The sequence below is a fragment of the Achromobacter maghribensis genome, assembly GCF_057334215.1.
This window is the reverse complement of record NZ_JBHFII010000056.1, coordinates 25,749-40,076: the sequence shown is the minus strand read 5'-3', so window position 1 is coordinate 40,076 and position 14,328 is coordinate 25,749. Positions and strand designations below refer to the sequence as shown.

The following is a 14,328-nucleotide window of genomic DNA, read 5'->3' as shown; positions in this document are numbered from 1 at the left end:
GTGCGGGGCGGTATTCGGTTCGGGCGGGGCCGGGATCAGATGGGTTCGTCCAGGCCGTGCTGCACCTGTTCGGCGGCGCGCAGCACCGCGCGAGCCTTGGCTTCCGTTTCGGCCCATTCGGCTTCGGGGTTGGAGTCGGCCACGATGCCGGCGGCGGCCTGCACGTACAGCGTGCCGTCCTTGATGACGCCGGTGCGGATGGCGATGGCCACGTCCATTTCGCCGCCATAGGACAGGTAGCCGGCCGCGCCGCCGTAGATGCCGCGGCGCACGGGTTCCAGTTCATCGATGATCTTCATGGCCTCGACCTTGGGCGCGCCCGTCAGCGTGCCGGCGGGGAACGACGCGCGCAGCACATCCATGCTGCTCATGCCGGGGTTCAGGTTGCCGGTCACGTTGGACACCAGGTGCATCACGTGCGAGTAGCGTTCGATGACCATGGTGTCGCTGACCTTCACCGAGCCCACTTCGGCCACGCGGCCCACGTCGTTGCGGGCCAGGTCGATCAGCATCACGTGTTCGGCCACTTCCTTGGGGTCTGCCTTCAGTTCGGCGGCCAGCGCGGCGTCCTCTTCGGGCGTGGCGCCGCGCTTGCGGGTGCCGGCCAGCGGCCGGATGGTGATCTGCGACTTCGGCACGCCGTTGTCCACCACGCGTTCCTGGCGAACCAGGATCTCGGGCGACGCGCCCACGACCTGGAAATCGCCAAAGTTCCAGAAGTACATGTAGGGGGACGGGTTCAACGACCGCAGGGCGCGGTAGAGGGAAAGCGGCGAATCGCGGAAGGGCTTGGCGATGACCTGGCCCACCTGCACCTGCATCAGGTCGCCGGCGGCGATGTGTTCCTTGGCGCGGCGCACGGCCGCCAGATAGTCTTCCTTCTTGAAGTCGCGCCGCTCTTCGGTCTGCATGCTGGCGTGGCTGTACGGGATTTCCACCGGGCGTCGCAGGCGCGCGCGCAGGTCGTGCAGGCGCTGTTGGGCGCGGCTATAGGATTCGGGCTGGCTGGGGTCGGCGTAGACCATCAGGTAGATGCGGCCGGCCAGGTTGTCCACGATGACCAGTTCGTCCACGTGCATCAGCATCAGGTCGGGGGTGCCGCCTTCCATGCCCGCCGGGAACGGCTTGACGGCGGGCCCCAGGCACGGCTCGATGTGGCGCACGGTGTCATAGCCGAAGTAGCCAGCCAGGCCGCCGCAGAAGCGCGGCATGCCCGGGCGCAGGGCGACCTTGAAACGGCCCTGGTACTGCTCGATGAAGGCCAGCGGATCGCCCTCATGCGTTTCCACGACCTGACCGTCGTGCAGCACTTCCGTCAGGGTGCCGCTGGCGCGGATCACCGTGCGGGCCGGCAGGCCGATGAAGGAATAGCGCCCGAAGCGCTCGCCGCCCACCACCGATTCCATCAGGCACGTCATGCGGCCGGCCAGGGGGCCCGCATGCGCCAGCTTCAGGTAGATGCCCAGCGGCGTGTCCAGGTCGGCGTAGGTTTCGGCGACCAGCGGAATGCGGTTGTAGCCTTGCGCGGCGAGGGCCTTGAATTCGATTTCGGTCATGTCGGGGTCTCGTAAGCGATGGGGTGTTTGCTTTCAGACCGGGCGCACAACAAAAAAGCCCGGTCCAGGTTACTGGTTCCGGGCTTGGCTCTGTGGTTTACACAGCTACGGCACTAGGCGGCATACGCGTCCAGGGCCGGGAGGGATCATCGCCACCCGGAAGACAAACGCCACCAGCGCCACGAGGCGCCGAGCATTTGGTTCTGGGGATAAGCGTTCATTGATCCGAAATAAGTCTTTGATAATTCAGGTGTTGCCAGGCCGCGTATGTTTTAGCGAAGCGCCCTTTTCAGGAGGCTGCCGTGGCGGCGTTCTGGTTTTGGTTCCAGAGAGCCACCCACTGCGCGGCGTTGACTAGCGTGTCCACTATACCATCGACATCCAGCTCGCGCACGTCACGGCCTTCGTTGTAGCCGTAAGGCACCACCAGCACCTGCGTGCCCGCCGTGCGGCCGGCTTGCGCGTCATTGATCGAGTCGCCGATGGTCACGGCTTCGGTCACCGCCACGCCCAGCAGTTCGCAGGCGTGCAGCACCTGGTCGGGGTCGGGCTTGCGGCGCGCGCAGGTGTCGCCGCAGACGACCGCGTCGAAAAAGCCCGCCAGGCCGGTGCGCTGCAAAAGCGGCAGCGTGAACTCAGTGGGCTTGTTGGTGACGACGGCCAGCTTCAGGCCCTGGTCGCGCATGTGTTTCAGCCCGTCGATGACGCCCGGGTAGACCTGGGCGCGTTCGCCGTTGACCAGGTGGTAGTGGCGGTAGAAGGCCTCGCGGGCGCGGGCGAAGTCCTCGGCCGACGGGTCGGCGGCATCCAGGCTGCCCGCCAGGCTGCGGCGGACCAGGTTGTCCACGCCCTTGCCGACGAAGGTGGCCACCACGTCTTCGCGCAGCGCGGTCATGCCGAGCTCCACGCGCATGGCATTGGCCGCGAAGGCCAGGTCGGGGATGGAATCCAGCAAGGTGCCGTCAAGGTCCAGCAGCGCAGCGCGAAAAGCGGTCATGTCGGGTCCTGGTCCTTAGATGGCGGTGGTTTCGCCGATGGCGATCTGTTCGCGCATGGACGTGATGATGCCGGCGTAGTCCGGCTTGCCGAAAATGGCCGAACCGGCCACGAAGGTGTCCGCGCCCGCGCGGCGAATCTCGGCGATATTGTCGATTTTGACGCCGCCGTCCACTTGCAGCACGATTTCCTGGCCGCCGGCCTGCATCCAGGCGTCGATTTTCGCGCGCGCTTCGCGCAGCTTGGTCAGCGCGCCGGGGATGAAGCTCTGGCCGCCAAAGCCCGGGTTCACCGACATGATCAGGACCAGGTCGATCTTGTCCATGACGTAGTCCAGGTAGGTCAGCGGCGTGGCGGGGTTGAACACCAGCCCGGCTTTACAGCCGTTTTCGCGGATCAGGGACAGCGTGCGGTCCACGTGGCGGCTGGCGTCCGGGTGGAAGCTGATGTAGTCGGCGCCGGCCTTGGCGAACATCGGCACCAGGTCGTCCACCGGTTCAACCATCAGGTGCACGTCGATCGGCACCTGGACGTGGGGGCGGATCGCCGCGCACACCATCGGGCCGATGGTCAGGTTGGGGACATAGTGGTTGTCCATCACGTCCACATGGATCCAATCGGCGCCGGCGGCGACAACGTTGCGGACTTCCTCGCCCAGGCGGGCGAAGTCAGCCGACAGGATGCTGGGGGTGATGCGGGTGGAGGCCGTGGAGGATGACATGATGTTCGGGGTCGGGAAGGGCATAATGTGCCATTATTGCAGTTTGAGGCGCGATATCGGGAACCGCCCGGTCCCGCGGGTCCGAAAACTGCGTCATGCAAGCGTCCGGCGCCGTCATCCGGCCACCGCGCCCAGCCACACAGGGAAGGACTGTGAAACCTTACGACCTTAGCGTCTCTGTCTCTCCGCGCTTCGTGCCTGAACAGTCCGATCCCGGCGAACAGCAGTTCGTGTTTGCCTATACCGTCCGCATCACCAATACCGGCGAACATCCCGCCCAGGTGATCAGTCGCCACTGGGTCATCACCGATGGCAACCAGCGCGTGCAGGAAGTGCGCGGGCTGGGCATCGTGGGGCAGCAGCCCCTGTTGGCGCCCGGCGAGACCTTCGAATACACCAGCGGCTGTCCGCTGCCCACCCCGGTGGGCACGATGCGCGGCACGTACCACTGCGTCGGCGAGAACGGGATTCCGTTTGAAGTGCCGATCTCCGAATTCGTCCTGGCCATGCCGCGCACCCTGCACTGAATGGCCCGGCCCGTTGCCCCGTTTTCTCCTCTGCTCATGAAGCGCATTCTTAGCCTGTCCGTGCTGTCGGTCCTGCTGGCGGCATGTTCCACGCCCTCCGACGTTCCGCCCGACTCCGGCGACACCGGCCTGCCCGGCACCCGCCCTCCCACGGCCGAGGGCCCCCTGGTGGTGCCGTCGCTGTCGGCCCTGCCGGATACCGCGCCGCGGGCGCTTGCGGGCAAGTTCAAACCGGCAAGCTGGTCCGAGATGCCGGGCTGGTCCAACGATGACCTGACACAATTCTGGCCGCTGTTCCTGCGCAACTGCCGCGGCTTGATGCGGCCCACCAGCGGCAACCTGGCCGCGCCCGCGCGCGCCACGCCGCGCGCCTGGCAGCCGGTGTGCGCCGCGGCCGTCGACCCCGCCCGGGCGCCAGCCGCAGGCGACGGCGAAGGCGTGCGCCGCTTCCTGCAGACCTATCTGCAGCCGTGGCGCCTGAACGCGGCCGACGGCAAGCCGGCCACCAATACCGTCACCGGCTACTACGAACCCCTGGTGCGCGGCTCGCGTCGCCAGGGCGGCAATTACCAGTGGCCCCTCTACGCCGTGCCCGCCGATCTGCTGACGATCGACCTTGGCTCGATCTATCCGGATCTGGCCGGCAAGCGCGTGCGCGGCAAGCTCGAAGGCAAGCGCGTGGTGCCCTATGACACCCGCGCCGCGATCGAGTCGTCCGGCCGCCGGCCGCCCGTGGTCGTGTGGGTGGATGATCCCGTCGACAATTTCTTCCTGCAGGTGCAGGGCTCGGGCCGCGTGCAACTGACCGACGGCCCAGATACCGGCAAGACCATCCGCGTGGCCTACGCCGACCACAACGGGCAGCCTTACGTGTCCATCGGCCGCTGGCTGATCGACCGCGGCGAACTGACCGCCGACCAGGCGTCCATGCAGAACATTCGCGCCTGGGCCCAGCGCAACCCCAAGCGCGTGCAGGAAATGCTGAACGCCAACCCGGCGGTCGTCTTCTTCCGCGAAGAGCCGGTCATCGACCCCGAACAGGGCCCGAAGGGCGCCTACGCGATCCCGCTGGCGCCCAAGCGTTCGGTGGCGGTCGACGCCACCTTCGTGCCGCTGGGCACGCCGGTATATCTGGCCACCACGTTCCCGGCCTCCGACCGCCCGTTGCAGCGGCTGGTGTTCGCCCAGGACACGGGCACGGCCATCCGCGGCGCGGCGCGCGCCGACTTCTACTGGGGTTACGGCGAAGAAGCCGGCCAGCAGGCGGGTCGCATGAAGCAACGGGGCCAGATGTGGGTGCTGTGGCCCAAGCAAGCAGGGGAGCCTTCGGCAAGATGACCCATCAAATCGTCGTTTGCGGGGCCGGCATCGTGGGCTTGTCCACGGCGTTGGCGTTGGCCCGCCGCGGCCAGCGCGTCGCCGTCCTGGCGCCGCGCACCGCAGTACCGGCCGCCGATCCCAACCGCTATCACCCGCGCGTCTATGCCATTTCGCCCGCCAGCCAGCGCTTTCTGGCCGAGCTGGGCGTATGGGACGCCATGCCCGCGTCCCGGCTGATGCCGGTCGAAGCCATGGAGATCCATGGCGATGCGGACGGGCAGGTCAACCTGAACGCCTGGCAGGCGGCACTGCCGCAACTGGCCTGGATCGTCGAATCCGGCGAGATCGAACGCGTGCTGGTCCAGGCCGTGCGCATGTTCGGCATCCCCTGGCTGGAAGACCGCTGCACGGGCTACCAGGATGGCGCGGTCGATACCGAAAGCGGCACGCGCATCCGGGCTGAGCTGTTCGTGGGCGCCGACGGGGCGGCCTCGCCGCTGCGCACGGCCGCGGGCATGAAGCACGATGCCGTGTCCTATGACGACACGGGGCTGGTCGTGCATCTGGACGCCGAACGCGCCCATCAGGGCACGGCGATCCAGTGGTTCCGCGACGACGGCGTGTTGGCGCTGCTGCCGCTGCCCGATACCGCCGACGGCCCGCAAGTTTCCATGGTGTGGTCCATGCGCACCGAACCGGCGCAGGCCTTGCTGGCATTGCCGGCCGACGCGCAGGCCGCCAGGCTGGAAAGCCTGTTGGCCGAGGCCTCCGAGGGGCGCCTGGGCCGGCTGAAGGTGCGCAGCAAGCTGCACGGTTTCCCGTTGACGCTGGAGCGCGCGCAGATGGTGGCGCCCGGCATCGCGCTGGCTGGTGATGCCGCGCACCGCCTGCACCCGCTGGCGGGGCAGGGCCTGAACCTGGGCCTGGGCGACGTGGAAGCGCTGGCCCGCACGGTGGCCGATCGCGAGTCCTACCGAACGGCGGGCGACCTGCGCGTGCTGCACCGCTACCAGCGCGCGCGCGCCGAACCGGTGCTGGCGATGCGCCTGGCCACCGACGGACTGCACAAGCTGTTCGCGTCCCGCGCCACGCCGCTGGTGTGGCTGCGCAACGCCGGCATGCATTGGGTCGAAAAGGCGCCGTTGGTAAAGCGCCGCCTGATCGCCGGCGCATCGGCCAATTGAGCCCTGCCGCGGCGGGCCGTTGAACCTTGGCCCGGGGCGGCAGTCTGACAGGCATTCGCGCGGCGTTCGGACCCGTCCCCGCCGGCACTGCCGGGATGCGTTACGCTTGCGTCCAAAGAACACGATAAGTACAGGAGTACTGATGAACTTCCGCATCTCCGCCACGCTGGCGGCTTGTTTCCTGGCCGGTGGCCTGGGGTTGTCCGCCACGGCGCTGGCGCAGGCGCCCGCCAAGGGCGACAAGTCCGTGTCCACGCAGTCCGTCGGTCAGCCTGGCAAGGACGAAAAAAGCGTTTCGACCACGCAGGTCGATCCCGTTGCGGATGCCGTCAAGGAACGTTTCCAGCAGCGGTTCACCGGCATGGATGTGACGGCCGTGCGCCGCACGCCCTATGGCCTGTTTGAAGTGCAGTTGGGCATGGACCTGATCTACACGGACGAAAAGGTCACCTGGGTCATGGAAGGGCCGTTGATCGACGCCATGACGCGCCGCGACGTTACCCGCGAATCGCAAGAAAAGCTCAGCGCCGTCTCGTTCGACCAGTTGCCGCTGGACCTGGCCATCAAGCAGGTCAAGGGCGACGGCTCGCGCAAGGTCGCGATCTTCGAAGATCCCAATTGCGGCTATTGCAAGCAGTTGCGCAAGACGATGGAAGACCTGGACAACGTCACCGTCTACACCTTCATGTACCCGATCCTGTCGCCTGATTCCAAGGACAAGGTGCGTGACGTCTGGTGCGCGGCTGACAAGGGCCGTGCATGGGACGACTGGATGGTGCGCGGCAAGAAGCCCGCGACCGCCCGTTGCGACGTGCCGGAAGACAAGCTGCTGGCCCTGGGCCACAAGCTGATGGTGCGCGGCACGCCGACGCTGTTCTTCGCCGACGGTTCGCGCGTCAGCGGGGCGATCCCGCTTGACCAACTCAATGCCCGTTTGAACTGACCGGCGCCGCGCGCCGGCCGGGTAGGCTGGCGCGGCTAGCGCCACGCCACCCGGAGACCCCACTTGAAAATCGCAATTCTCGACGATTACCACGACGTAGCCCGGCGCTATGCGGATTGGACCTCTTTGGGCGGCGGCGCCGAGGTGCAGATCTTCAACAACTTCATCCCTGACGAACAGGTCGAGCCCACGCTTGAGCCCTTCGACGTGATCGTGGCCATGCGTGAGCGCACGCCGTTCCCCGCCGAGCGCATCCGCGCATTGCCCAAGCTGCGCCTGCTGGTCACGACGGGCATGCGCAACAACGCGATCGACATGCCGGCCTGCACCGCGCAGGGCATCGTCGTGTGCGGCGCGCCCGGCAGCGCGGACGCCAGCACCGCCACGGCCGAACTGGCCTGGGCGCACATCCTGGGCCTGTTCAAGCACCTGCCCGCCGAAGACGCGGCCATGCGCCGCGGCATGTGGCAAACCGCCATGCCCGAGCCTCTGGCCGGCAAACGGCTGGGCGTGCTGGGCCTGGGCAAGCTGGGCGCTGCCGTGGCCAAGGTGGGCCAGGCGTTCGGCATGGACGTGGTGGCCTGGAGCCCCAACCTGACGGACGAGCGCGCCGAGGCTGCTGGCGTCAAGCGGGTGGACAAGCACGAACTCTTCGCAACGTCGGACGTCGTCAGCCTGCACCTGATCCTGTCGGACCGCAGCCGCCATGTGGTCGACGCCGCCGCATTGGCCGCGATGAAACCCACCGCCTATCTGGTGAACACGTCGCGCGCCGGCCTGGTGGATCAGGAAGCGCTGATGGACGCGCTGGTGAAGTTCCGTATCGCGGGCGCGGGCCTGGACGTATACGCGGAAGAGCCGCTATCGCCCACCGACACCGTCCGCGATCTCGATAACGTGATCCTGACCCCGCATCTGGGCTATGTCAGCCGCGAGAACTTCGAGGCGTTCTACCAAAACGCGCTGGAAGCCGTGAAGGCGTTCCAGGCGGGCAAACCGATCCGCGTGCTGAACGCGTAGGCATGCGTCGCACGCGAAAAAATGGCCGCAATGACGCGGCCATTTTTTTGCGCGCAACGGGTTACATCAGCTGCGCGTGAACGTCACCTTCTTTTCGATGATCGCGCCCGGTTCCAGCGCATTCGGCGTGTCGCCACACGCCTCGTCGCCGTCTTCGTCGGGATCCACCGCGTCAAACGCCGTGTCGCCATTGGCGTCCGGCACGCCCGTGGGCTTCAGGCCCACGAAGTCGAACAGGTCGCGGTCCATCAGGTGCGACGGCACCACGCGCGACAGCGCGTTGAACACGTTCCACGAGCGGCCAGGATGCTGCTTGTCCCAATCCTTGATCATCCGGCCCACTTCCTTGCGCTTCAGGTTTTCCTGGGAACCGCAGAGATTGCACGGGATGATGGGGAATTGCTTGAGTTCGGCGTAGGCGATCAGGTCCGTTTCGGCCACATAGGCCAGCGGGCGGATCACCGTGTGGCGGCCGTCGTCGGACACCAGCTTGGGCGGCATGCCCTTGGCCTTGCCGCCGTAGAACAGGTTCAGGAAGAAGGTGGCCAGGATGTCATCGCGGTGGTGGCCCAGCGCAATCTTCGTGGCGCCCAGTTCGGACGCGACGCGGTACAGGATGCCGCGGCGCAGGCGCGAACAGAGCGAGCACATCGTCTTGCCCTCTTCCAGCACGCGCGTCACGATGGAATACGTGTCTTGCGTTTCGATATGGAAGGGCACGCCCAGTTCCTTCAGGTACTGGGGCAGGATGTGGTCGGGGAAATCCGGTTGCTTCTGGTCCAGGTTGACCGCGATCAGCTCGAACTTGAACGGCGCGCGCTTTTGCAGCTGAAGCAGGATGTCCAGCATCGCATAGGAATCCTTGCCACCCGACAGGCAGACCATGACGCGGTCACCTTCGCCGATCATGTTGTAGTCGGACAGCGCGCGCGTCGTCTCGCGGGCCAGGCGCTTGGTCAGCTTGTTGCCTTCGTAGCGGGCCTTCTCCGCAGCAAGCGCATCTTTTGCGCGCGGCGTGGGGGCTGCGTTTTCGTCGGCTTCGGTACGGAAGCGGATGCCGGGGGGAGCGATATCGTTCATGGTCAACGGGTAATCTGGATTTCCACGCCCACCGCCGCACAGTCGGAGAAGGCCATGGGCTTGCTGATGCGCAGGCGCAGCGAGCGGATTTCCTGGAAGTCGGCCAGCAGGCGCGCGGCGACTTGTTCGGACAGGGTTTCGATCAGGTTCACATGCGCCTGCGTGCATTCCTCGACGATGGCTTCGCGCAGCCGGCGGTAATCCAGCACGCTGTGGATATCGTGGTCGTCGACCGAGCGCTGGATGTCCACGTCGAACTCGGCGTCGACGTGCAAGGGCTGGGTGGCGCGTCGCTCGTGTTCAAGGATGCCGATGCGGGCGTCGAGCGCAAGCCCGGAAAGGATGATGCGGCGTGTGGGCATGATGGAAACCTGGGTGGGACAGGCGGGATTGTAAGGCGACAGCAGGCCGGGGGCGGCGCGCTGGCTACAATTCGGCCATGTCCGGGCGTCTTCACGACGCCGGCGCAGTCAATAAGGGGTGAAATGCAACAGATGCACGATGCGGTCATTGTAGGCGGCGGCCCGGCCGGCGCTTCCTGCTCCCTGTGGCTGGCCAGGCTGGGTCTGTCCCCGCTATTGGTCGAAGCCGGCCCCCGCCTGGGCGGTCTGGCCAATGACAACCCGTTCGCCGACGATTGGATCGCCGTGCTGCCCGGGGTGACCGGCCAGCAGGTGGCGGCCAACATCGACACCAGCGTGCGCGCGGCCGGCGTGCCGCTGCGCCTGGAAACCCGCGTGACTGGCGTCTTGCCCTGCAAGGGCGGCATCCAGGCTACCTTGACCGGCCTGGACGGCAGCCAGACCCAGGTGCGCGGACGCACGCTGGTGATCGCCTCCGGCGTGCGCGCCAAGGGCTTGCCGGACCACCCGCCGGGAGCGACGTGGCCCGGCGTGCTGATCGGCCCGGGGTCCCCCATCGTCGCGCAGGACTACTCCGGCCTGTCGGTCGCGGTGCTGGGCGGGGGCGACAACGCGTTAGAAAACTACGTCTATGTGCGTAATCGTGGCGCCCGCGCCGTGCATCTGTATGCCCGCAGCGTTCGCGCCCAGCAGCAGTGGGTGACGCGCGCCGGCCGCGAAGGCGTGCGCATCGGCCCCTACCAGGTAGATCCCGTCCGGCGCAGCGTGGACGGCCAGCCCTACGACCTGATCCTGGTCTTTTACGGCTGGGAGCCGCAAGCCGCCTTTGCCGACGGCCTGCGATTGGCCCGCGACGATCGTGGCTACATCCGCACGGATGTCGCCACCGCCGAAACCAGCGTGCCCGACATCTACGCCGTGGGCGAAGTGGCCCACCGCATGCACCCCTGCGTCGTCACGTCGATGGCCGACGGGGTCGTGGCGGCCAAGGCCATCCAGCGGCGCTGGGAGCGGGCAGGGGAATAAGCCACCCCGGCGCGCCCCGCCACTAGCGCGCCAGCAGGAACCCCAGCACCGCGTCCACGAATTGCGCAGGCAATTCGATGTTCGACAGGTGCACCGCTGGCAGCTCCAGCAACCGGGCGCCGGGCACCGTGGCCGCGATGGCCGCGCCATGGCTGGCGGCCGTCACGGTGTCATCGCGGCCCGAGATGACCAGGGTCGGCGCCGTGATCAGCGCGATGGTGCGGCGCAAGTCCGCGTCGCGCACCGCCGCGAACGCACCCGCCAAACCGTGCTTGTCAGTGGCCATCAGCATGGCGCGGAACGCGTCGATGACCGGGCCGCCGGCTTGCAGCATGCGGGCGGGAAACCAATTGCCCAGGAACATCTCGGCGGTATCGGTCATGTCGGCCGCCCGCAGCGTGGCGGCGATGCGTTCGTCCCATTGCGGCGCGGGCCCCAGGTAGGCCGACGTGTTGGCCAGGACCAGCCGGCCGATGCGTTCCGGCGCGTGCACGCCCAGCCATTGCCCGATAAAGCCGCCTAGCGACAACCCCAGGAAATGCGCGCGCGGGATGGCCAGGCCGTCCAGCAATTCGACGACGTCATGGCCCAGCCGATCCATCGAATAGGCGCCGGCCGGCACGCCCGATGCGCCGTGGCCGCGCGTGTCGTAGCGCAGCACGCGGAAATGTTGGGAAAGGGCGGGAATCTGGCCGTCCCACATGTGCAACGTGGTGCCGATGGAATTGGACAGGACCAGCACGGGCAAGCCGGCGGCGCCATCAAGGCGGTAGGCGATGCGGACACCGTCGCCGGTGGTGAAAAACGAGAGGTCTTGCATGCGGTATCTGCCTTGTCAGGGAAAGAATGAGGCAAATCGTAGTTGCGTGCCGTTCGATAAGAAATTACAAAGTCTGGACGATCCTTGTCAGAAAAAAAGACACTGGAGGCCCTCATCAGCGACTTCACCTTGCACGATCTGCAGTGCTTCGACGCCGTGGCGCGGGCGGGCGGCTTCCAGGCCGCCGCCCAGGCGCTGCATCGTTCGCATCCCGCCGTGTTCGCGGCCGTGGCCAAGCTTGAACGCCAGCTGGATCTGGCCTTGCTGGACCGCAGCGGCTATCGCGTGCGGCTGACGCCGGCGGGGCAGTCCTTTCATCGCCGTGCCCAAGGCCTGCTGCGCGAACTGGAAGGCCTGCGCACGCATGCCGCGCAGTTGGCGATGGGCGAAGAAAGCGATCTGCACGTGGTGATCGGCGACCTGTGCCCGCGGCCGTGGATGCTGGCGGTGCTGAACCGCTTTTCCGCGCAGTGCCCCGGCACGCGCCTGCACCTGCACTTCGAAGCCGTCGGCGGCCCGGCGGAGCGCCTGCTGGATGGCGACGCGGATCTGATCCTGCACCGCGTCGACAAGCAAGAGCCGCGCATCGAATGGCTGGACCTGGCCAAGGTGCCGTTCATTCCGGTGGCCGCGCCCGGGTTTTTTCCCGCTGCACGAGGCCGTGCCGTCAGCTTGCGGCAATTGCGCGAGGCCACGCAATGCGTGATGCGCGACACCGCTCGCCATACCCCGCCGCGTGATTACTTCATGGTGGATGGCGCACCGCAATGCACGGTGCCGGACCAGCTCATGAAAAAGGACGTCATCCTGCAAGGCATGGGGTGGGGCCATCTGCCGCGGTTCCTGATCGAAGACGAATTGCGCGACGGCAGGCTGGTGTCGATCGCCAGCCGCCATCTGCCGGGCAGCGTCGAGGAACTGGCCGCCGCCCGGCGCAGCGACCGCCCGCAGGGGCCCGTGGCCAACCGCTTGTGGCACGCGCTGCAGGAAGAGGCCGCGGCAAAGCCGCAAGCCCAAGGCCTGCGTTCACCTCAGGCGAAGGCCGCCCTCCAGATTGCAGAATAGGCATTTGCCCGCGTCGCGCACACACTCTGTCTCCACAAGTTGATCAATCAATGATCACGTCGGGAGACAAGCATGTTGCACGTGCATCGCTGGCTGGCTGCCGGCGCGATGGCATTCGTCGTGGCAGGCCAGGCCCATGCCGCCTGGCCTGAACGGCCGATCACCCTCATCATCCCGGCCGCGCCCGGCGGCACCACCGACATCGCTGCGCGGCTGATCGCCGACAAGCTGGGCGTCAAGCTGGGGCAGCAGGTCATCGTGGAGAACCGCGCGGGCGCCGCTGGCATCATCGGCGCACAGACGATGGCGCGCGCCAAACCCGACGGCTACACCTTGCTGATGGGCAACATCGGCCCCAACGCGATCAACTACGCCCTGTACAAGACGCTGCCCTACAAACCCGCCGATTTCGCGCCCGTGACGTTGGTGATATCAGTGCCCAACGTGCTGGTGGTGAATGAAGCCTCGCCAGCACGCTCGGTTGCCGACCTGCTGGCCTTGGCCAGGAAGGACCCGGCCAAGGTGTCGTTCGGCAGCTCCGGCGCGGGACAGTCGCCGCACCTGTCGGCCGAACTCTTCAAGCAGCGCGCCGGCATTCCCGGCACGCACGTGCCCTACAAGGGCGCGGGCCCTGCGGTTGCCGCGCTATTGGGCCAGCAGTTCACCTTCATGATCGACAACCTGCCCAGCTCGATGCCCTTCATCCAGTCCGGCAAGCTGCGCGCGCTGGCCGTCACCAGCGACCGCCGCCTGGCCGAATTGCCCGACGTACCGACCATGGCCGAGGCGGGCGTGAAGGACATGGTGGTGACGGCATGGTTCGGCCTGGTCGCCCCGGCCGGCACGCCCCAGGCCGTCGTCGACAAGCTCTACGCGGCGACGCGCGACGTGGTGCGCAGCCCCGAAATCAGCGACCGCTTCAAGGCCATGGGCGGGCAGGCGGGCGGCAATACGCCGGCCGAGTTCAGTGCGTTCATCGACCAGGAGCGCGCCCGCTGGAAACAGATCGTGGATACGGCCGGACTGGCGCAGGAGCAATAAGTGATCGACAAGATTCAAGCATCCATGGCAGAGGCCGTGGCGGTTATTCCCGACGGCGCCTCCGTGCTGGTGGGCGGTTTTGGCGAAGCAGGCGTGCCCTACGAACTGCTGCAATGCCTGGCGGAATCGGGACGCCGCGATCTGACCATCATCTCCAACAATGCGGGCACGTTCGAGCGGGGCATTGCCGCGCTGCTGATCCGCAAGCAAGTCCGCAAGATCATCTGCTCGCATCCTCGCCCGCCGAATTCCGACGCGTTCGCGCGTGCGTTCCGTGCCGGCGAGGTGGAACTCGAATGCGTGCCGCAGGGCACGTTGGCCGAGCGCTTGCGTGCGGCCGGCGCCGGGCTGGGGCCGTTCTACACGCCCACCGGCTACGGCACGGAACTGGCCGCCGGCCGGCGCCAGGAGGTGATCGACGGCGTGGGCTATGTGCTGGAACACCCGCTGCGCGGCGACTATGCGCTGATCCGCGCGCACCTTGGCGACCGCTGGGGCAACCTGATGTACCGCCACGCGGCGCGCAACTTCAACCCCGTGATGTGCATGGCCGCGGCCCACGCCATCGCGCAGGTCGACGAGGTCGTGCCGTTGGGTTCGTTCGTGCCCGAACAGGTCATGACGCAGGGCATCTTCGTGAAATCCGTGGTGCGGGTGGAGGCCTGAC

The 14,328-nt window shown here is 67.1% G+C and carries 15 protein-coding genes; 9 read left to right on the top strand and 6 right to left on the bottom strand.

What is annotated here, in order from left to right; genetic code table 11:
* Positions 1 to 35 precede the first annotated feature (35 nt).
* From trpE to rpe, 3 genes are all read right to left on the bottom strand, one after another.
* Positions 36 to 1,556 (bottom strand): anthranilate synthase component I, encoded by a 1,521-nt coding sequence (gene trpE, locus ACE039_RS24585; RefSeq protein ID WP_105559589.1) that lies wholly within the window; start codon positions 1,554 to 1,556, stop codon positions 36 to 38.
* Positions 1,557 to 1,845: 289 nt separating this feature from the next.
* Positions 1,846 to 2,553, bottom strand: coding sequence for a phosphoglycolate phosphatase (locus tag ACE039_RS24580; protein ID WP_105559590.1), 708 nt, complete (start codon positions 2,551 to 2,553; stop codon positions 1,846 to 1,848).
* A gap of 15 nt (positions 2,554 to 2,568) precedes the next feature.
* Positions 2,569 to 3,297 carry a ribulose-phosphate 3-epimerase gene (gene rpe / locus ACE039_RS24575; protein WP_105559591.1) on the bottom strand — a complete coding sequence of 243 codons (729 nt, stop codon included), beginning with the start codon at positions 3,295 to 3,297 and terminating at the stop codon, positions 2,569 to 2,571.
* A gap of 128 nt (positions 3,298 to 3,425) precedes the next feature.
* Between rpe and apaG the strand changes: the two genes are divergently transcribed.
* The 5 genes from apaG (at position 3,426) to ACE039_RS24550 (ending at position 8,267) form a co-directional block, all read left to right on the top strand.
* A complete protein-coding gene (gene apaG / locus ACE039_RS24570; protein ID WP_046805616.1) occupies positions 3,426 to 3,800 on the top strand; it encodes a Co2+/Mg2+ efflux protein ApaG in 375 nt (124 codons plus the stop codon).
* Positions 3,801 to 3,836: 36 nt separating this feature from the next.
* Complete coding sequence (mltA, locus tag ACE039_RS24565) at positions 3,837 to 5,138, top strand: murein transglycosylase A (RefSeq protein WP_485811839.1); 1,302 nt, start codon at positions 3,837 to 3,839, stop codon at positions 5,136 to 5,138.
* Positions 5,135 to 6,304, top strand: a complete 1,170-nt coding sequence (locus tag ACE039_RS24560) for a UbiH/UbiF family hydroxylase (protein ID WP_448710250.1) — start codon at positions 5,135 to 5,137, stop codon at positions 6,302 to 6,304. The genes mltA and ACE039_RS24560 overlap by 4 nt, the downstream gene beginning before the upstream one ends.
* 142 nt (positions 6,305 to 6,446) lie before the next feature.
* A complete protein-coding gene (locus ACE039_RS24555; protein WP_105559594.1) occupies positions 6,447 to 7,247 on the top strand; it encodes a DsbC family protein in 801 nt (266 codons plus the stop codon).
* A gap of 63 nt (positions 7,248 to 7,310) precedes the next feature.
* A complete protein-coding gene (locus ACE039_RS24550) occupies positions 7,311 to 8,267 on the top strand; it encodes a D-2-hydroxyacid dehydrogenase family protein (RefSeq protein ID WP_448710252.1) in 957 nt (318 codons plus the stop codon).
* Positions 8,268 to 8,333: 66 nt separating this feature from the next.
* On the opposite strand, the gene ttcA is transcribed toward ACE039_RS24550, so the two are convergent.
* Complete coding sequence (ttcA, locus tag ACE039_RS24545; protein ID WP_485823555.1) at positions 8,334 to 9,347, bottom strand: tRNA 2-thiocytidine(32) synthetase TtcA; 1,014 nt, start codon at positions 9,345 to 9,347, stop codon at positions 8,334 to 8,336.
* A 2-nt stretch (positions 9,348 to 9,349) separates the two neighbouring features.
* A complete protein-coding gene (gene folB / locus ACE039_RS24540; RefSeq protein WP_006217044.1) occupies positions 9,350 to 9,709 on the bottom strand; it encodes a dihydroneopterin aldolase in 360 nt (119 codons plus the stop codon).
* Between the two features lie 123 nt (positions 9,710 to 9,832).
* Here folB and ACE039_RS24535 point away from each other — a divergent pair, with 123 nt between their 5' ends.
* Complete coding sequence (locus ACE039_RS24535) at positions 9,833 to 10,735, top strand: NAD(P)/FAD-dependent oxidoreductase (protein WP_485823554.1); 903 nt, start codon at positions 9,833 to 9,835, stop codon at positions 10,733 to 10,735.
* Positions 10,736 to 10,757: 22 nt separating this feature from the next.
* Here ACE039_RS24535 and pcaD read toward each other — a convergent pair whose 3' ends face one another.
* Positions 10,758 to 11,555 (bottom strand): 3-oxoadipate enol-lactonase, encoded by a 798-nt coding sequence (pcaD, locus tag ACE039_RS24530; protein WP_485823553.1) that lies wholly within the window; start codon positions 11,553 to 11,555, stop codon positions 10,758 to 10,760.
* Between the two features lie 114 nt (positions 11,556 to 11,669).
* Between pcaD and ACE039_RS24525 the strand changes: the two genes are divergently transcribed.
* The 3 genes from ACE039_RS24525 to ACE039_RS24515 all read left to right on the top strand — a co-directional run bounded on the left by ACE039_RS24525 (position 11,670) and on the right by ACE039_RS24515 (position 14,327).
* Positions 11,670 to 12,620: a LysR family transcriptional regulator gene (locus tag ACE039_RS24525; RefSeq protein WP_485823572.1), complete on the top strand. Its 951-nt coding sequence runs from the start codon at positions 11,670 to 11,672 to the stop codon at positions 12,618 to 12,620.
* Between the two features lie 72 nt (positions 12,621 to 12,692).
* Positions 12,693 to 13,661, top strand: a complete 969-nt coding sequence (locus ACE039_RS24520; RefSeq protein ID WP_485823552.1) for a Bug family tripartite tricarboxylate transporter substrate binding protein — start codon at positions 12,693 to 12,695, stop codon at positions 13,659 to 13,661.
* Positions 13,662 to 14,327 carry a 3-oxoacid CoA-transferase subunit A gene (locus ACE039_RS24515; protein WP_485823551.1) on the top strand — a complete coding sequence of 222 codons (666 nt, stop codon included), beginning with the start codon at positions 13,662 to 13,664 and terminating at the stop codon, positions 14,325 to 14,327.
* Position 14,328: the final 1 nt, after the last annotated feature.